The following is a 16,981-nucleotide window of genomic DNA, read 5'->3' on the forward strand; positions in this document are numbered from 1 at the left end:
ATACATCTTTTTATAGATAATGGCGCGGCGCATTGCCCCCGGCAGGACAATGCGCCGCGCATCCTACGTATTACGTTTCGCTCACCGGCGTTCTGTCGCCCTCGTACAGCGGCACTTTGCGATAGCGACGGATCAGATACCACAGATATACGCCGCCTAATGAGGCCCATACCAGACCGAGCGTCAGTGACGTTGACTCGAGGTTAACCCACAACACGCCCACCGTCAGCGCGCCAACCAGCGGCATTAATAAATAGTGGAAGTGTTCCTTCCAGCTTTTATTCATCCCTTTGCGTCGCCAGAAGTGATTAAACACAGACAAATTAACGAAGGTAAACGCCACCAGTGCGCCGAAATTAATCAACGCCGTGGCGGTGACTAAATCAAAGAACAGCGCCGACAGTGCCACAATTCCTACCATAATGACGTTCAACGCCGGGGTGCGCCATTTCGGGTGCACATAGCCAAACACGCGTTCCGGGAACACATTGTCGCGGCCCATCACATACAGCAGACGCGAGACGCTGGCGTGCGACGCGAGGCCAGACGCTAACGTGTTCACAAAAGTGGTACAGAGAAAAATCGACTGGAACAGCTTGCCGCCGACGTACAGTGCAATCTCCGGCAGTGCGGCATCCGGGTCTTTAAAGCGGCTGATATCCGGGAAGAACAGTTGCATAAAGAACGATGCGGCAATAAAGATAACGCCACCGTAAACCGCCGTCAGGAAGATGGCTTTCGGGATCACGCGTGCGGCGTCTGGCGTCTCTTCCGAAAGCGTAGTCACTGCATCAAAACCGAGGAACGAGAAGCAGACTATCGTCGCCCCGGTAATAATCGGAATCAGATGCGCGTTCTCGCTAATAAACGGTTGTAGCGACCAGACGGTGCCGACGCCTTCACCTTTATGTAGCCCCTGAACCACCAGGAAGATAAACACCACCATAATGGAGATTTGTACCAGTACAAACAGGGTATTGAAGTTGGCGACCAGGTTGACGCTCTTCAGATTCGCGGCGGTTAAAATGGCGACGAAGGTTACCACCCACACCCACGGCGGCACTTCCGGGAAGAGGGCGGAGAGATAGATTTTCGCCAACAAGACGTTGATCATCGGCAAAAAGAGATAATCCAGCAGCGATGACCAACCGACCATAAAGCCGACATGCGGGTTAATCGACTTTTGTGCGTAGGTATAGGCCGAGCCAGCTTCCGGGAACTGGCGAACTAGCTTGCCGTAGCTGATCGCGGTAAACAGCACGCCTGCCAGCGCCAGCAGGTAGGATGCCGGAACGTGACCGTCGCTAATGCCGGACACAATGCCAAAAGTATCGAACACGGTCATCGGTGTGAGATAGGCCAGACCCATCATCACCACCTGCCACAATTTCAGTGATTTTCGCAGGCGGGTTTTGCCCGGTTGTGTAGTAATGTCCAGCGGTGAATTAATAGCCATAATCGCTGCCTCCACTGCGTAATCGGGTTTGCGGTCGCGTCGACCTGAAATCAAACCTGTTTAGCAGGGGAAGCAAAGGGGGCGGAGTCCGGTCAGTCGCAGGGGGAGCGCATACGCAGCCTCCCTCGCCATGCGGGAATTTCATCATCGGCATCATCTCATTTCCTCGTCACAGTCTTAATCGTTAACGGAAGCCCGTTGCCGCCTGCGCTCCATAACGCGACATCCGGGAAATGTCTGGATTACCAGCAAATGTCAGGCCTGGCTCCGCTCAGGCCGATGAGACAACCCCCGCAAGGGGGCACTACGCGTTTTTCAACATCCACTCAATTTCTGTTTCTGTGATGAGGCGCTCAAACTGCAACAGCTCATCATTTTTACAGGCGTGATACACATGACAGAAACGCTCGCCTAAATAGTGGCGCAGGTGATCGTTTTCGATAAACTCCCACAGGGCATCGCTCTGGCGAATCGGGAAGGGTAATCCTTCCTGTTCCAGCCCGTTACCTTCGACTTCTTCCTGCAACGGCAGCTCGTTATCAAGACCGTGCAGAATACCGGCGAAAATCGCCGCCATCACCAGATACGGGTTGGCATCGGCACCCGCCACGCGATACTCCACGCGGTGGTTATGACGATCGCCGCACGGAATTCGCAGGGCAACGGTACGGTTGTTATGACCCCACGATGCCTGCGTCGGCACATACATGCCTGGCTGGAAGCGGCGATATGAGTTTACGTTCGGCGCCAGCAATGCCATTGATGACGGCATCAGGTCGATCATCCCGGCGAGCATCTTTTTCAGCAGCGGCGAATCTTCGCCTTCCGCGTCAGACAGCACGTTCTCGCCACGATTATTTTGCATACTGATATGGATATGCATCCCGCTGCCCGCGTGCTCTTCATACGGCTTCGCCATAAAAGTGGCGTGCATCTTATGCTTTTCCGCCATCAAGCGCACCAGGCGTTTAAGGGCTAATGCATCATCGCAGGCTTCCAGCACGTTATCGGTATGGTAGAGGTTGATTTCAAACTGACCTGGCGAAGCCTCGGCGACCGCACCATCTGCCGGAATCAACTGTAATTGCGCCAGTTCATCAATATCATTGAGCACATCGGCGAAGTGGTTGAGGTTATCGACAGAGTAGACCTGGCTTTGGGTATTGCGGTCATCGGTGCCTGGCGCGCAGGGCGGTTGCAGATACCCTTCGGCGTCGCGCTGGCGATCCAGTAAATAGAACTCCAGCTCTACCGCTACGACCGGGAACAATCCGCGCTGGCGTAGCTGTTGCCACAGGCGGTTGAGTACATTCCTCGGCTCAACGTCAAAGGGAGCGCCATCTTCATCGACCATGGTCAGAAGCATTTGACCAATAAACTCAGGATCGGCAGCGGAAGGGGTCAAAGAACCGAGAATGGGGACACAGGTACGATCGGGTTCGCCCATTTCTTGTCCTAGCCCAGCTTCTTCTACCACATTGCCCAGAATATCCATCGCAAACACCGAAGCCGGGAAGTAGCATCCTTTCTCCAGTTTTTTCAGGCTGGAGAAGGGGACGCGTTTTCCACGAAAACAGCCATTAAGATCGGTAAGTAAAACATCAACATATTGCGTATTAGGGTAGCGTTCCAGGTAGCGTTTCACTTCCTGCGTAAAGGCGCTACCCCGCCTCTCTTCTGACTGCTGAACAAAGTTCTCTACTTCAACGATATTGGTTTCCATGATTCTTCGCCTTTGGTTTTGTTTTCCACTCGTTATCAGAGCGTAAAATATAATGACCACTCTTCGAATCTGTATGCAAACTAAATGTTTGTCAAATGTTAAATTGAGTTTGCAAAAAAGAAAACTCACTGCTAGATTGAAAAAATATTGAACAGAAAGGTCATTTAAACCGCAGTAATGGCGATAATTTAGTCCACTTTGTGAGATTGAGCATGGAAAATATAATGAACAATCCTGTTATCGGTGTCGTAATGTGCAGGAACAGGTTTAAGGGTCATGAGACCCAGACTCTGCAAGAAAAGTACCTGAATGCCATCATTCACGCGGGTGGTTTGCCGATTGCGCTGCCCCATGCGCTGGCGGAACCGTCCTTACTTGAACAACTTCTGCCGAAACTTGACGGTATTTATCTTCCTGGTAGCCCCAGCAATGTGCAGCCGCACCTATATGGTGAAAACGGCGATGAGCCTGACGCCGATCCCGGGCGTGATCTTCTGAGCATGGCGTTAATTAACGCCGCACTCGAAAGGCGCATCCCCATTTTCGCCATCTGCCGAGGGTTACAGGAAATGGTGGTGGCAACAGGTGGCTCGTTGCATCGCAAGTTGTGCGAACAGCCTGAGCTACTGGAACATCGTGAAGATCCCGAACTGCCGGTGGAGCAGCAATATGCACCGTCACACGAGGTTCAGGTTGAAGAGGGGGGATTACTGTCTGCGCTGTTACCTGAATGTAGCAACTTTTGGGTAAACTCTCTGCATGGACAAGGGGCGAAGGTTGTTAGCCCACGGTTACGTGTGGAAGCTCGCTCGCCGGATGGCTTAGTTGAGGCGGTTAGCGTCATCAATCATCCTTTCGCGCTGGGCGTACAGTGGCACCCGGAATGGAACAGTAGCGAGTATGCGCTTTCGCGTATATTGTTCGAGGGCTTTATCACCGCTTGTCAGAACCATATCGCTGAAAAACAGCGACTCTGACCACTACAGTTAAGGAAATGCAAATATGAGTGATGAGGGACTGGCGCCAGGAAAACGCTTGTCGGAAATCCGCCAGCAGCAGGGGCTTTCACAACGTCGTGCCGCCGAACTCTCCGGGCTGACTCACAGTGCTATCAGTACGATAGAACAAGATAAAGTCAGCCCTGCCATCAGTACGCTGCAAAAGCTGCTGAAAGTGTATGGACTGTCACTCTCGGAATTCTTTTCCGAGCCGGAGAAACCTGATGAGCCGCAGGTCGTCATTAATCAGGACGACTTAATTGAAATGGGCAGTCAGGGTGTGTCAATGAAGCTGGTGCATAACGGTAACCCGAATCGCACGTTGGCGATGATCTTTGAAACGTACCAGCCGGGCACAACCACTGGGGAAAGAATTAAGCATCAGGGTGAGGAAATAGGCACTGTACTGGAAGGTGAAATTGTTCTGACCATTAATGGACAGGATTATCACCTCGTCGCGGGGCAAAGTTATGCCATTAATACCGGCATCCCGCACAGTTTCAGCAATACGTCGGCAGGTATTTGCCGGATTATCAGCGCCCATACCCCCACCACGTTTTAATCTTTTTGTTCTGTAAGCCGGGTAAGCGCAATGCGCCCGGCAATCTATAAAGAATGTCGCCGGAAATAAACGGGCTCATCGCCCGGGGATCTCTGCGCACTGACGTTCACAAACTGCATATATCTGATAGACGTGAAAACAGGAGTCATAATGAATTTTCATCATCTGGCTTACTGGCAGGATAAAGCGTTAAGTCTCGCCATTGAAACCCGCTTATTTATTAACGGTGAATATACCGCTGCGGCGGAAAACGAAACCTTTGAAACTATTGATCCGGTCACCCAGGCACCGCTGGCGAATATTGCGCGCGGTAAAAGCGCCGATATTGACCGCGCGGTGAGCGCGGCACGCAACGTATTTGAACGCGGCGACTGGTCGCTCTCTTCTCCGGCTAAACGCAAAGTGGTACTGAATAAACTCGCCGATTTAATGGAAGCCAACGCGGAAGAACTGGCGCTGCTGGAAACCCTCGACACCGGTAAACCGATTCGTCACAGCCTGCGTGATGATATTCCCGGCGCGGCGCGCGCCATTCGCTGGTACGCCGAAGCTATCGATAAAGTTTACGGCGAAGTCGCTACCACCAGTTGCCATGAGCTGGCGATGATTGTGCGCGAACCGGTCGGCGTAATTGCCGCCATTGTACCGTGGAACTTCCCGCTGCTGCTGACCTGCTGGAAACTCGGCCCGGCGCTGGCAGCAGGTAACAGCGTGATTCTGAAACCGTCCGAAAAATCGCCGCTCAGTGCGATTCGCCTTGCGGGGCTGGCGAAAGAAGCCGGTCTGCCGGATGGTGTGTTGAACGTGGTAACTGGTTTTGGTCATGAAGCCGGGCAGGCGCTGTCGCGTCATAACGATATCGATGCCATCGCCTTTACTGGTTCAACCCGCACCGGGAAACAACTGCTGAAAGACGCAGGCGACAGCAACATGAAACGCGTCTGGCTGGAAGCAGGTGGTAAAAGCGCCAACATCGTTTTCGCCGACTGCCCGGATCTGCAAAAAGCGGCGAGCGCGACAGCCGCAGGTATCTTCTACAACCAGGGCCAGGTGTGCATCGCCGGAACCCGTTTATTGCTGGAAGAGAGTATCGCCGATGAATTCTTAGCCCTGTTAAAACAGCAGGCGCAAAACTGGCAGCCAGGGCATCCACTTGATCCTGCAACCACGATGGGCACGTTAATCGACTGCGCTCACGCCGACTCGGTACACACCTTTATTCGTGAAGGCCAAGGGCAACTGCTGCTGGATGGTCGCAACGCTGAACTGGCTGCGGCCATCGGCCCGACCATCTTTGTGGATGTGGACCCGAATGCGTCCTTAAGTCGCGAAGAGATTTTCGGCCCAGTGCTGGTGGTCACCCGTTTCACCTCAGAAGACCAGGCGCTACAGCTTGCCAACGACAGCCAGTACGGCCTCGGTGCGGCGGTATGGACGCGCGATCTCTCCCGCGCACACCGCATGAGCCGCCGCCTGAAAGCCGGCTCCGTCTTCGTCAATAACTACAACGATGGCGATATGACCGTACCGTTTGGCGGTTATAAGCAGAGCGGCAACGGTCGCGATAAATCCCTGCACGCCCTTGAAAAATTCACCGAACTGAAAACCATCTGGATAAGCCTGGAGGCCTGAAATGACCGAACATACCAGTAGTTATTACGCCGCCAGTGCGAATAAATATGCGCCTTTCGACACGCTGAATGAGTCAATCTCTTGTGATGTTTGCGTGGTTGGCGGCGGCTACACCGGGCTTTCCTCTGCGCTGCATCTGGCGGAAGCGGGCTTTGACGTGGTGGTACTCGAAGCCTCACGCATTGGCTTTGGCGCCAGCGGACGCAACGGCGGCCAGCTTGTGAACTCCTACAGCCGTGACATCGACGTTATTGAAAAAAGCTACGGCATGGACACCGCCCGTATGCTCGGCAGCATGATGTTCGAAGGCGGAGAGATCATCCGCGAACGTATCAAACGTTATCAGATTGACTGCGATTACCGCCCCGGCGGCCTGTTTGTAGCGATGAATGATAAACAGCTCGCCACGCTCGAAGAGCAGAAAGAGAACTGGGAACGCTACGGTAATAAACAACTGGAACTGCTGGACGCCAGTGCCATTCGCCGCGAAGTTGCCAGCGATCGCTACACCGGTGCGCTGCTGGATCACAGCGGTGGGCATATTCACCCGCTGAACCTCGCCATTGGCGAAGCGGACGCAATTCGTCTGAACGGCGGACGCGTGTATGAGCTTTCTGCGGTGACGCAGATCCAGCACACCACGCCAGCCGTTGTGCGTACTGCTAAAGGCCAGGTGACGGCGAAGTATGTGATTGTCGCCGGGAATGCGTACCTGGGCGATAAAGTGGAGCCGGAACTGGCGAAGCGCAGTATGCCGTGCGGCACGCAGGTAATCACCACCGAGCGGCTTTCCGATGATTTAGCCCGTTCGCTGATCCCGAAAAACTACTGTGTCGAAGACTGTAACTATCTGCTTGATTACTATCGTCTCACTGCTGACAACCGCCTGCTGTACGGCGGCGGCGTGGTGTACGGTGCGCGTGACCCGGATGACGTTGAGCGCCTTGTGGTGCCGAAACTGCTGAAAACCTTCCCGCAGTTGCAGGGAGTGAAAATTGATTACCGCTGGACGGGCAACTTCCTGCTGACGCTGTCGCGTATGCCACAGTTTGGTCGCCTCGATAAAAACATTTACTACATGCAGGGCTACAGCGGCCACGGCGTGACCTGTACCCATCTCGCCGGGCGTTTAATTGCTGAACTGCTACGCGGAGATGCCGAGCGTTTCGACGCCTTCGCCAATCTGCCGCATTACCCGTTCCCCGGCGGACGCACGCTGCGCGTACCGTTTACCGCGATGGGTGCGGCGTATTACAGCCTGCGCGATCGTCTGGGCGTTTAATTTCCGATTAACCGTGAAGAGTCAAAAGGTGTGAAACATGAGCAACAATGAATTCCATCAGCGTCGTCTTTCTGCCACTCCACGTGGGGTTGGCGTAATGTGTAACTTCTTCGCCCAGTCGGCTGAAAACGCCACGCTGAAGGATATTGAGGGTAACGAATACATCGATTTTGCCGCAGGCATTGCGGTGCTGAACACCGGACATCGCCATCCTGAACTGGTGGCAGCGGTGGAACAGCAACTGCAACAGTTTACCCACACGGCGTACCAGATTGTGCCATACGAAAGCTACGTCACGCTGGCGGAGAAAATCAACGCCCTTGCGCCGGTCAGTGGTCAGGCTAAGACCGCGTTCTTCACCACCGGTGCGGAAGCGGTTGAGAATGCGGTCAAAATCGCCCGCGCCCATACCGGACGCCCAGGCGTGATTGCGTTTAGCGGCGGCTTTCACGGTCGCACGTATATGACCATGGCGTTAACTGGCAAAGTTGCGCCGTATAAAATTGGCTTCGGCCCGTTCCCGGGTTCGGTGTATCACGTGCCGTATCCGTCAGATTTGCATAGCGTTTCGACGCAAGATTCCCTCGACGCCATCGAACGCTTGTTTAAATCAGACATCGAAGCGAAACAAGTCGCGGCGATTATTTTCGAACCGGTGCAGGGCGAGGGCGGTTTCAACGTGGCGCCAAAAGAGTTGGTTTCTGCGATTCGTCGCCTGTGCGACGAGCACGGCATCGTGATGATTGCCGATGAAGTGCAAAGCGGTTTTGCGCGTACAGGTAAACTGTTTGCCATGGATCATTACGCCGATAAGCCCGATTTAATGACGATGGCGAAAAGCCTTGCGGGTGGGATGCCACTTTCGGGCGTGGTCGGCAACGCAAACATTATGGACGCGCCCGCGCCGGGCGGGCTTGGTGGTACCTACGCTGGTAACCCGCTGGCAGTTGCCGCCGCGCACGCAGTGCTCAACATTATCGACAAAGAATCCCTTTGCGACCGTGCGAATCAACTTGGTCAGCGCCTGACGCAAACGCTGATTGAGGCTAAAGAAAGCGTTCCGGCAATTGCTGCGGTACGCGGTCTGGGGTCAATGATTGCGGCAGAGTTTAACGACCCGCAAACGGGTGAGCCGTCGGCGGCGATTGCGCAGAAAATCCAGCAACGCGCGCTGGCACAGGGATTGTTACTGCTGACCTGCGGCACCTACGGTAACGTGATTCGTTTCTTGTATCCGCTGACCATCCCGGATACGCAGTTCGATGCGGCCATGAAAATTTTGCAGGATGCGCTGAGGGATTAATACGCAGAAGCGGAGGCCAACGCAATAATGCCTGATGCGCTGCGTTTATCAGGCCTGCAAACGGCGTCTTGATTTTGTAGGTTTGATCGCCTTATCCGGCAAGCTACATTGCCCAACTCCGCTAAATCTGGTGCTTTTTAAGCAATGCGCGGAACTGATGATAGGTTAACCCCAGCAACTCAGCTGCGCGCTTCTGGTTATATTTCCCCTGTTGCAAACTGAGTTGCAGCAACTCTTTTTCCTGCTGCATCTGAAACTCACGTAAATCCAGCGGCAATGCCGGAAGAGAGGTGGTTTCTGAAACGGCGATAGCGTCTTCAGGCGGACGCCGTTTAAAGGGATCAATAATGATCTCATCAAGCGGATAATCGCTGTTGCCGTGGCGATACACCGAACGTTCCACCACGTTTTTCAATTCACGGATATTTCCCGGCCAGCGATAGCTCAGTAACGTTTCTCTGGCGCGCTCGGTAAAACCCGGGAACAGAGGCAGCTTGATTTCCCGACACATCTGGATGGCAAAGTGTTCCGCCATCAGCATAATGTCGCCTTCACGCTCGCGCAGGGGCGGCAGTTGCACCACGTCGAAAGCCAGGCGGTCCAGCAGGTCAGCGCGAAAAGTGCCTTCATCGACCATCGCCGGAAGATCGGCATTTGTCGCACATACCAGCCGCACATTGACCTGTAATGGCTGGCTGCCGCCAACGCGCTCCAGTTCACCGTACTCAATTACGCGTAATAATTTTTCCTGCACCATCATTGGTGCCGTAGCGAGTTCATCAAGAAACAGCGTTCCGCCGTCGGCACGTTCAAATCGTCCCGGATGGCGTTTTTGCGCCCCGGTAAACGCGCCCGCCTCGTGCCCAAACAATTCGGAATCCAGCAGATTTTCATTTAACGCCGCGCAGTTAAGGGAAATAAACGGCCCTTGCCAGCGGGAGGAGAGATAATGCAAACGGCTGGCGATCAGCTCTTTACCAGTGCCGCGCTCGCCAATAATCAAAACCGGTTTGTCCAGCGGCGCGAGATGCGAAACCTGTTCCAGCACTTCAAGAAAGCTGTTCGCCTCACCGAGTAAGTTATCTTTGTATTCTGCCATGATGAAATTCGCCACTTGTTAGTGTAATTCGCTAATTTATCCTGGCATGTTGCTGTTGAATCTTCAATCAGATCTTTATAAATCAAAAAGATAAAAAATTGGCACGCAAATTGTATTAACAGTTCAGCAGGACAATCCTGAACGAAGAAATCAAGAGGACAACATTATGGGTATTTTTTCTCGCTTTGCCGACATCGTGAATGCCAACATCAACGCTCTGTTAGAGAAAGCGGAAGATCCGCAGAAACTGGTGCGTCTGATGATCCAGGAAATGGAAGATACATTAGTTGAAGTGCGTTCTACCTCGGCGCGTGCGCTGGCAGAAAAGAAACAGCTGACTCGCCGTATTGAACAAGCGTCGGCGCGTGAAGTTGAGTGGCAGGAAAAAGCCGAACTGGCGCTGCTGAAAGAGAGAGAAGATCTGGCGCGTGCGGCACTAATTGAAAAACAGAAACTGACCGATCTGATTAAGAGCCTGGAACATGAAGTGACGCTGGTGGACGATACGCTGGAGCGTATGAAGAAAGAGATTGGCGAGCTGGAAAACAAATTGAGCGAAACTCGCGCTCGCCAGCAGGCATTGATGTTGCGTCATCAGGCTGCAAACTCGTCGCGTGACGTGCGTCGTCAACTGGACAGTGGCAAACTGGATGAGGCGATGGCGCGTTTCGAATCTTTCGAGCGTCGTATCGACCAGATGGAAGCGGAAGCAGAAAGCCACAGCTTCGGCAAACAAAAATCGCTGGACGATCAGTTTGCCGAACTGAAAGCCGATGATGCAATCAGCGAGCAACTGGCACAATTAAAAGCCAAAATGAAGCAAGATAATCAATAATAACACCCAGGCGGCGTCTGAACGCGCCGCCGCTCATTCTTTAAGGAGTACTTATGAGCGCGCTATTTCTGGCTATTCCGTTAACCATTTTTGTGCTGTTTGTTTTACCTATCTGGTTGTGGCTGCATTACAGCAACCGCTCCAGTCGCGGTGAATTGTCGCAAAGCGAACAGCAGCGATTAGCGCAACTGGCTGATGAAGCAAAACGGATGCGCGAGCGTATTCAGGCGCTGGAATCCATTCTTGATGCAGAACATCCGAACTGGAGGGATCGCTAATGGCGGGCATTAATCTCAATAAAAAATTATGGCGTATTCCACAGCAAGGCATGGTGCGCGGCGTCTGCGCGGGGATTGCTAATTATTTTGATGTACCGGTAAAACTGGTGCGTATCCTCGTGGTGCTGTCGATTTTCTTTGGCCTGGCGCTATTTACCCTGGTTGCTTACATCATTTTGTCATTTGCCCTTGACCCGATGCCGGACAACATGGCGTATGGTGAACAACAACCTTCCAGCAACGAATTGCTGGATGAAGTCGACCGTGAACTGGCGGCCAGTGAAACGCGTTTACGCGAGATGGAACGTTATGTCACTTCCGATACCTTCACGCTGCGTAGCCGTTTCCGTCAATTGTGAGGAAAGTTATGAATATTCGCTGGCAACAGGCCGGGCAAAAGGTGAAGCCTGGTTTTAAATTAGCAGGCAAGCTGGTACTTCTTACCGCACTACGCTACGGCCCGGCGGGTGTGGCTGGCTGGGCGATAAAATCTGTTGCTCGCCGCCCGCTGAAAATGTTGCTGGCTGTGGCGCTGGAACCGCTGTTAAGTCGGGCTGCCAATAAACTGGTGCAGCGTTATAAAAGGTGAGGGGAGTTTCGCAAAAATTGTTAAATCTCAGGCGTATAATGGATGGCAATTTTCATCCATAGAAGGACGCTTACATGTTTAAAAAAGGCTTACTTGCTCTGGCACTGGTGTTTTCACTGCCCGTTTTCGCCGCTGAACACTGGATCGATGTTCGTGTTCCAGAGCAGTATCAGCAAGAGCACGTTCAGGGGGCCATCAATATTCCCCTGAAGGAAGTGAAAGAGCGCATTGCCACCGCCGTTCCGGATAAAAACGACACCGTTAAAGTGTATTGCAACGCCGGACGCCAGTCCGGGCAGGCAAAAGAGATCCTCAACGAAATGGGATATACCCACGTTGAGAACGCCGGTGGTCTTAAAGACATTGCGATGCCGAAGGTCAAAGGTTAACAAATTACTTATTGAGCGGTGTAAATAACGCCGCTTATTCATTTGATAAATCAAAATTAACCCACATTATTATCTCCAGCATCTCATCCTTTCTACAGCTTTCTGGCACAGGACAGCAATGAAGCGACTCAAAAATGAACTTAACGCGCTGGTGAATCGTGGCGTCGACAGGCACCTGCGACTGGCGGTAACCGGACTTAGCCGCAGCGGCAAAACGGCGTTTATCACCGCGATGGTCAATCAGTTGCTCAATATTCATGCAGGAGCACGCTTGCCGCTGTTAAGCTCGGTGCGTGAAGAGCGCCTGCTGGGTGTGAAGCGTATTCCACAGCGCGATTTTGGCATTCCGCGTTTTACTTACGACGAAGGGGTAGCGCAGCTGTACGGCGACCCTCCCGCCTGGCCGACGCCAACGCGTGGCGTCAGTGAAATCCGCCTGGCATTGCGTTATAAATCGAACGATTCGCTACTGCGTCACTTCAAAGACACCTCCACGCTGTATCTGGAGATTGTGGATTATCCCGGCGAGTGGCTACTCGATCTGCCAATGCTGGCGCAGGACTATTTAAGCTGGTCACGGCAGATGACGGGCCTGCTTAATGGTCAGCGCGGCGAGTGGTCGGCAAAATGGCGGATGATGTGCGAAGGGCTTGATCCGTTAGCGCCTGCCGACGAAAACCGTCTTGCCGATATCGCCGCCGCGTGGACCGATTATCTTCACCACTGCAAACAGCAGGGGCTGCACTTTATCCAGCCAGGCCGCTTTGTTCTGCCGGGAGATATGGCAGGCGCGCCCGCGCTGCAATTCTTCCCGTGGCCGGATGTCGATGCCTGGGGCGAGTCTAAACTGGCACAGGCCGATAAGCATACCAACGCCGGAATGCTGCGCGAGAGGTTTAATTATTACTGCGAGAAAGTGGTGAAGGGGTTCTATAAAAACCACTTTTTGCGTTTTGACCGCCAGATTGTGCTGGTGGATTGCCTGCAACCGCTGAACAGTGGGCCGCAGGCGTTTAATGACATGCGTCTGGCGCTGACACAGTTGATGCAAAGTTTCCACTACGGGCAACGTACACTTTTCCGGCGCTTATTCTCGCCAGTTATCGACAAATTGCTGTTTGCCGCGACTAAAGCGGACCATGTGACCATCGATCAGCACGCCAATATGGTTTCATTACTGCAACAACTAATTCAGGACGCCTGGCAAAATGCGGCATTTGAAGGGATCAGCATGGATTGTCTGGGACTGGCCTCAGTACAGGCGACCACCAGCGGCATCATCGACGTCAACGGTGAGAAAATCCCGGCTCTGCGCGGTAATCGACTGAGCGATGGCGCACCGCTTACCGTTTACCCAGGTGAAGTTCCCGCACGTTTGCCCAGTCAGGCGTTCTGGGATAAACAAGGCTTCCAGTTTGAAGCGTTTCGCCCGCAGGTGATGGATGTCGATAAACCACTGCCGCATATTCGCCTTGATGCCGCGCTGGAATTTTTAATAGGAGATAAATTGCGATGACCGAACCGTTAAAACCACGTATTGATTTCGACGGTCCGCTGGAGGTCGATCAGAACCCTAAATTTAAGGCGCAGCAGACCTTTGATGAAAATCAGGCGCAAAATTTTGCCCCGGCGACGCTCGACGAAGCGCCGGAAGAAGAGGGGCAAGTCGAAGCGGTAATGGATGCGGCGCTGCGTCCGAAGCGCAGTTTGTGGCGCAAAATGGTCATAGGCGGGCTGGCGCTGTTTGGTGTGAGCGTTGTTGGTCAGGGTGTGCAGTGGACGATGAATGCCTGGCAAACTCAGGACTGGGTGGCGCTGGGCGGTTGTGCCGCTGGTGCATTGATTATCGGGGCTGGCGTTGGCTCTGTGGCAACAGAGTGGCGACGATTGTGGCGCTTGCGCCAGCGCGCGCACGAACGCGATGAAGCGCGCGATTTGTTGCATAGTCACGGCACGGGTAAAGGGCGCGCATTTTGCGAGAAACTGGCGCAGCAGGCCGGCATCGATCAGTCGCATCCGGCGCTGCAACGCTGGTATGCCTCAATCCATGAAACGCAGAACGATCGTGAAGTCGTCAGTCTGTACGCACATCTGGTTCAGCCAGTGCTGGATGCGCAGGCGCGTAGAGAAATCAGCCGTTCGGCGGCAGAATCGACGTTGATGATTGCCGTCAGCCCGCTGGCGCTGGTGGATATGGCATTTATTGCCTGGCGCAATCTGCGGTTGATTAATCGTATCGCCACGCTCTATGGCATTGAACTGGGTTATTACAGCCGTTTGCGCCTGTTCAAACTGGTATTGCTGAATATCGCTTTTGCCGGTGCCAGCGAACTGGTGCGCGAAGTGGGGATGGACTGGATGTCACAAGATCTCGCCGCTCGTTTGTCGACACGTGCTGCCCAGGGGATTGGCGCCGGACTCCTGACCGCGCGACTGGGAATAAAAGCTATGGAACTTTGCCGTCCGTTGCCGTGGATCGACGATGACAAACCTCGCCTGGGGGATTTTCGTCGCCAGCTTATCGGTCAGGTAAAAGAGACACTGCAAAAAGGCAAAACGACCAGCGAATAATAACGCAATATCGGGTGCTGATCGGATATCTTTACGCCGAAGTGCCCGATAATCCGTCTTTGTGTCAATCTTTGTTGACAGAAATCTTCCTGCCACTCGAATAGTGTCATATCATCATATTAATTGTTCTTTTCTCAGGTGAAGGTTCCCATGCGTCTGGAAGTCTTTTGTGAAGACCGACTCGGTCTGACCCGCGAATTACTCGATCTACTGGTTCTAAGAGGCATCGATTTACGCGGTATTGAGATTGACCCAATCGGGCGGATTTACCTCAATTTTGCCGAACTGGATTTTGACAGTTTCAGCAGCCTGATGGCGGAAATTCGCCGTATTGCAGGTGTTACCGATGTGCGCACTGTGTCATGGATGCCTTCCGAGCGCGAACATCTGGCGTTGAGCGCATTGCTTGAGGCGTTGCCTGAACCCGTGCTTTCTGTCGATATGAAAAGCAAAGTGGATATGGCGAATCCGGCGAGCTGTCAGCTATTTGGTCAAAAACTTGATCGTTTACGCAATCATACCGCTGCGCAATTGATTAACGGATTTAATTTTTTACGCTGGCTGGAGAGTGACCCGCAGGATTCGCATAACGAACATGTGGTGATTAACGGGCAAAATTTCTTGATGGAGATAACACCGGTTTATTTGCAGGATGAACACGACCAACACGTCCTGACCGGTGCGGTAGTGATGCTGCGCTCAACGATTCGTATGGGGCGTCAGTTGCAAAATGTGGCTGCGCAGGATGTCAGCGCCTTTAGTCAGATTGTCGCCGTTAGCCCGAAAATGAAACACGTTGTCGAGCAGGCGCAGAAACTGGCGATGTTAAGCGCGCCACTGCTGATCACGGGTGACACTGGTACTGGTAAAGATCTCTTTGCTTATGCCTGTCATCAGGCCAGCCCTCGCGCCGGTAAACCTTATCTGGCGCTGAACTGCGCGTCTATCCCGGAAGATGCCGTTGAGAGCGAACTGTTTGGACATGCCCCGGAAGGGAAGAAAGGGTTCTTTGAGCAGGCGAACGGCGGCTCGGTGCTGCTGGATGAGATTGGTGAGATGTCTCCACGGATGCAGGCTAAATTGCTGCGTTTCCTTAATGACGGCACTTTCCGTCGGGTTGGCGAAGATCACGAAGTGCATGTCGATGTGCGGGTGATTTGCGCGACACAAAAGAATCTGGTTGAGCTGGTGCAAAAAGGCGTATTTCGGGAAGATCTCTATTATCGTCTGAACGTGTTGACGCTGAATCTGCCACCGCTGCGCGACTGTCCGCAGGATATCATGCCGTTAACCGAATTGTTCGTCGCCCGCTTTGCTGACGAGCAGGGAGTACCCCGGCCGAAATTGGCTGCCGATCTGAATACTGTGCTGACGCGTTATGGCTGGCCGGGTAACGTGAGGCAGTTGAAAAATGCTATCTATCGTGCACTCACGCAACTGGACGGCTACGAACTGCGTCCACAAGACATTTTGCTGCCAGATTATGACGCGACAACCGTTGCCGTGGGTGAAGATGCGATGGAAGGTTCGCTGGATGAAATCACCAGTCGATTTGAGCGTTCGGTGTTAACCCAGCTTTATCGCAATTATCCCAGCACGCGCAAACTGGCAAAACGTCTGGGCGTTTCACATACCGCGATTGCCAACAAATTGCGTGAATACGGCCTGAGCCAGAAGAAGAGCGAAGAGTAAACACGTAAAATGCCTGATGGCGCAATACCATCAGGCATAATAAATTACGCCTTCAGTACCGCCAGAGCTGCTTCGTAATCCGGCTCAGTGGTGATTTCATTCACCAGCTGGCTGAAAATCACATTGTCATTTTCATCAATTACGACAACTGCGCGCGCAGCCAGACCTTTCAGTGGGCCTTCAGCGATCTCAACGCCGTAAGCTTGCAGAAATTCGCTATTACGGAAAGTGGAAAGGGTGATGACGTTGTTCAGACCTTCCGCACCGCAGAAACGAGACTGGGCGAACGGCAGATCGGCGGAAATACACAGTACAACGGTGTTGTCGATTTCTGTCGCCAGTTGGTTAAACTTACGTACTGATGCGGCGCAAACACCGGTATCAATACTCGGGAAAATGTTCAGCACTTTGCGTTTACCCGCAAACTGACCGAGGGTGACGTCAGACAGATCTTTTGCCACGAGAGTAAAAGTCTGCGCTTTGCTACCCACTTGCGGGATGGAATTGGCGACTGTAACCGGGTTGCCCTGGAAATGAACGATTTGTGACATGATTATCTTTCCTGTTTACAT

Annotated in this window: 18 protein-coding genes; 13 read left to right on the plus strand and 5 right to left on the minus strand. The window is 53.1% G+C overall.

Annotated elements, in window-relative coordinates; genetic code table 11:
* Positions 1-70: 70 nt before the first annotated feature.
* The 3 genes from puuP to puuA all read right to left on the minus strand — a co-directional run bounded on the left by puuP (position 71) and on the right by puuA (position 3,179).
* Positions 71-1,456, minus strand: a complete 1,386-nt coding sequence (gene puuP / locus HEN21_RS10435) for a putrescine/proton symporter PuuP (RefSeq protein WP_176251871.1) — start codon at positions 1,454-1,456, stop codon at positions 71-73.
* Positions 1,446-1,610 (minus strand): YmjE family protein, encoded by a 165-nt coding sequence (locus HEN21_RS10440; protein ID WP_123058196.1) that lies wholly within the window; start codon positions 1,608-1,610, stop codon positions 1,446-1,448. The genes puuP and HEN21_RS10440 overlap by 11 nt, the downstream gene beginning before the upstream one ends.
* Positions 1,611-1,760: 150 nt before the next feature.
* Entirely contained in the window at positions 1,761-3,179 is a 1,419-nt protein-coding gene (gene puuA / locus HEN21_RS10445; protein WP_000449634.1) for a glutamate-putrescine ligase, read from the minus strand.
* 212 nt (positions 3,180-3,391) lie between these two features.
* On the opposite strand from puuA, the gene puuD reads away from it, so the two are divergent.
* From puuD to puuE, 5 genes are all read left to right on the plus strand, one after another.
* Positions 3,392-4,156 carry a gamma-glutamyl-gamma-aminobutyrate hydrolase gene (puuD, locus tag HEN21_RS10450; protein ID WP_176251870.1) on the plus strand — a complete coding sequence of 255 codons (765 nt, stop codon included), beginning with the start codon at positions 3,392-3,394 and terminating at the stop codon, positions 4,154-4,156.
* 25 nt (positions 4,157-4,181) lie between these two features.
* Positions 4,182-4,739, plus strand: coding sequence for an HTH-type transcriptional regulator PuuR (gene puuR / locus HEN21_RS10455; protein WP_001278727.1), 558 nt, complete (start codon positions 4,182-4,184; stop codon positions 4,737-4,739).
* A gap of 150 nt (positions 4,740-4,889) precedes the next feature.
* Positions 4,890-6,371: an aldehyde dehydrogenase PuuC gene (gene puuC / locus HEN21_RS10460; RefSeq protein ID WP_176251869.1), complete on the plus strand. Its 1,482-nt coding sequence runs from the start codon at positions 4,890-4,892 to the stop codon at positions 6,369-6,371.
* 1 nt (position 6,372) lies between these two features.
* Complete coding sequence (puuB, locus tag HEN21_RS10465) at positions 6,373-7,653, plus strand: gamma-glutamylputrescine oxidase (RefSeq protein WP_176251868.1); 1,281 nt, start codon at positions 6,373-6,375, stop codon at positions 7,651-7,653.
* Between the two features lie 37 nt (positions 7,654-7,690).
* On the plus strand, positions 7,691-8,956 hold the full coding sequence (gene puuE, locus HEN21_RS10470; protein WP_021550850.1) for a 4-aminobutyrate transaminase: 1,266 nt from the start codon (positions 7,691-7,693) through the stop codon (positions 8,954-8,956).
* Positions 8,957-9,077: 121 nt separating this feature from the next.
* Here puuE and pspF read toward each other — a convergent pair whose 3' ends face one another.
* Positions 9,078-10,055, minus strand: a complete 978-nt coding sequence (gene pspF / locus HEN21_RS10475; RefSeq protein ID WP_016231730.1) for a phage shock protein operon transcriptional activator — start codon at positions 10,053-10,055, stop codon at positions 9,078-9,080.
* Between the two features lie 166 nt (positions 10,056-10,221).
* Here pspF and pspA point away from each other — a divergent pair, with 166 nt between their 5' ends.
* From pspA to tyrR, 8 genes are all read left to right on the plus strand, one after another.
* Positions 10,222-10,890: a phage shock protein PspA gene (gene pspA / locus HEN21_RS10480; protein ID WP_000511032.1), complete on the plus strand. Its 669-nt coding sequence runs from the start codon at positions 10,222-10,224 to the stop codon at positions 10,888-10,890.
* A gap of 53 nt (positions 10,891-10,943) precedes the next feature.
* Positions 10,944-11,168: an envelope stress response membrane protein PspB gene (gene pspB / locus HEN21_RS10485; RefSeq protein WP_001274965.1), complete on the plus strand. Its 225-nt coding sequence runs from the start codon at positions 10,944-10,946 to the stop codon at positions 11,166-11,168.
* Positions 11,168-11,527, plus strand: coding sequence for an envelope stress response membrane protein PspC (pspC, locus tag HEN21_RS10490; protein WP_176251867.1), 360 nt, complete (start codon positions 11,168-11,170; stop codon positions 11,525-11,527). Before pspB ends, pspC begins: the two co-directional genes overlap by 1 nt.
* Positions 11,528-11,535: 8 nt before the next feature.
* Positions 11,536-11,757 (plus strand): phage shock protein PspD, encoded by a 222-nt coding sequence (gene pspD / locus HEN21_RS10495; RefSeq protein ID WP_176251866.1) that lies wholly within the window; start codon positions 11,536-11,538, stop codon positions 11,755-11,757.
* Positions 11,758-11,831: 74 nt separating this feature from the next.
* Positions 11,832-12,146 carry a thiosulfate sulfurtransferase PspE gene (gene pspE, locus HEN21_RS10500; protein WP_176251865.1) on the plus strand — a complete coding sequence of 105 codons (315 nt, stop codon included), beginning with the start codon at positions 11,832-11,834 and terminating at the stop codon, positions 12,144-12,146.
* Positions 12,147-12,264: 118 nt separating this feature from the next.
* Positions 12,265-13,662: a YcjX family GTP-binding protein gene (locus HEN21_RS10505; protein WP_176251864.1), complete on the plus strand. Its 1,398-nt coding sequence runs from the start codon at positions 12,265-12,267 to the stop codon at positions 13,660-13,662.
* A complete protein-coding gene (locus HEN21_RS10510) occupies positions 13,659-14,717 on the plus strand; it encodes a YcjF family protein (RefSeq protein WP_176251863.1) in 1,059 nt (352 codons plus the stop codon). The genes HEN21_RS10505 and HEN21_RS10510 overlap by 4 nt, the downstream gene beginning before the upstream one ends.
* A 150-nt stretch (positions 14,718-14,867) precedes the next feature.
* Positions 14,868-16,409, plus strand: coding sequence for a transcriptional regulator TyrR (gene tyrR / locus HEN21_RS10515; protein ID WP_010357009.1), 1,542 nt, complete (start codon positions 14,868-14,870; stop codon positions 16,407-16,409).
* A 44-nt stretch (positions 16,410-16,453) separates the two neighbouring features.
* Here the strand turns inward: tyrR and tpx are convergent, their stop codons facing one another.
* The gene (gene tpx / locus HEN21_RS10520) at positions 16,454-16,960 is read right to left on the minus strand and encodes a thiol peroxidase (protein WP_000078459.1); all 507 of its coding nucleotides are present in this window, start codon (positions 16,958-16,960) and stop codon (positions 16,454-16,456) included.
* Positions 16,961-16,981 lie beyond the last annotated feature (21 nt).

Origin of the sequence: Escherichia sp. 93.1518, assembly GCF_013368915.2 — a bacterium.
GTDB classification, from domain to species: domain Bacteria; phylum Pseudomonadota; class Gammaproteobacteria; order Enterobacterales; family Enterobacteriaceae; genus Escherichia; species Escherichia ruysiae.

What these genes read in the sequence shown, in the direction of transcription:
- tyrR (WP_010357009.1), top strand. Translation starts at nt 14,868, where the DNA reads ATGCGTCTGGAAGTCTTTTGTGAAGACCGACTCGGTCTGACCCGCGAA.
- puuB (WP_176251868.1), top strand. Translation starts at nt 6,373, where the DNA reads ATGACCGAACATACCAGTAGTTATTACGCCGCCAGTGCGAATAAATAT.
- HEN21_RS10505 (WP_176251864.1), top strand. Translation starts at nt 12,265, where the DNA reads ATGAAGCGACTCAAAAATGAACTTAACGCGCTGGTGAATCGTGGCGTC.
- pspA (WP_000511032.1), top strand. Translation starts at nt 10,222, where the DNA reads ATGGGTATTTTTTCTCGCTTTGCCGACATCGTGAATGCCAACATCAAC.
- pspE (WP_176251865.1), top strand. Translation starts at nt 11,832, where the DNA reads ATGTTTAAAAAAGGCTTACTTGCTCTGGCACTGGTGTTTTCACTGCCC.
- HEN21_RS10440 (WP_123058196.1), bottom strand. Translation starts at nt 1,610, where the DNA reads ATGCCGATGATGAAATTCCCGCATGGCGAGGGAGGCTGCGTATGCGCT.
- pspB (WP_001274965.1), top strand. Translation starts at nt 10,944, where the DNA reads ATGAGCGCGCTATTTCTGGCTATTCCGTTAACCATTTTTGTGCTGTTT.
- puuC (WP_176251869.1), top strand. Translation starts at nt 4,890, where the DNA reads ATGAATTTTCATCATCTGGCTTACTGGCAGGATAAAGCGTTAAGTCTC.
- puuP (WP_176251871.1), bottom strand. Translation starts at nt 1,456, where the DNA reads ATGGCTATTAATTCACCGCTGGACATTACTACACAACCGGGCAAAACC.
- puuE (WP_021550850.1), top strand. Translation starts at nt 7,691, where the DNA reads ATGAGCAACAATGAATTCCATCAGCGTCGTCTTTCTGCCACTCCACGT.
- pspC (WP_176251867.1), top strand. Translation starts at nt 11,168, where the DNA reads ATGGCGGGCATTAATCTCAATAAAAAATTATGGCGTATTCCACAGCAA.
- puuD (WP_176251870.1), top strand. Translation starts at nt 3,392, where the DNA reads ATGGAAAATATAATGAACAATCCTGTTATCGGTGTCGTAATGTGCAGG.
- pspF (WP_016231730.1), bottom strand. Translation starts at nt 10,055, where the DNA reads ATGGCAGAATACAAAGATAACTTACTCGGTGAGGCGAACAGCTTTCTT.
- tpx (WP_000078459.1), bottom strand. Translation starts at nt 16,960, where the DNA reads ATGTCACAAATCGTTCATTTCCAGGGCAACCCGGTTACAGTCGCCAAT.
- puuR (WP_001278727.1), top strand. Translation starts at nt 4,182, where the DNA reads ATGAGTGATGAGGGACTGGCGCCAGGAAAACGCTTGTCGGAAATCCGC.
- puuA (WP_000449634.1), bottom strand. Translation starts at nt 3,179, where the DNA reads ATGGAAACCAATATCGTTGAAGTAGAGAACTTTGTTCAGCAGTCAGAA.
- pspD (WP_176251866.1), top strand. Translation starts at nt 11,536, where the DNA reads ATGAATATTCGCTGGCAACAGGCCGGGCAAAAGGTGAAGCCTGGTTTT.
- HEN21_RS10510 (WP_176251863.1), top strand. Translation starts at nt 13,659, where the DNA reads ATGACCGAACCGTTAAAACCACGTATTGATTTCGACGGTCCGCTGGAG.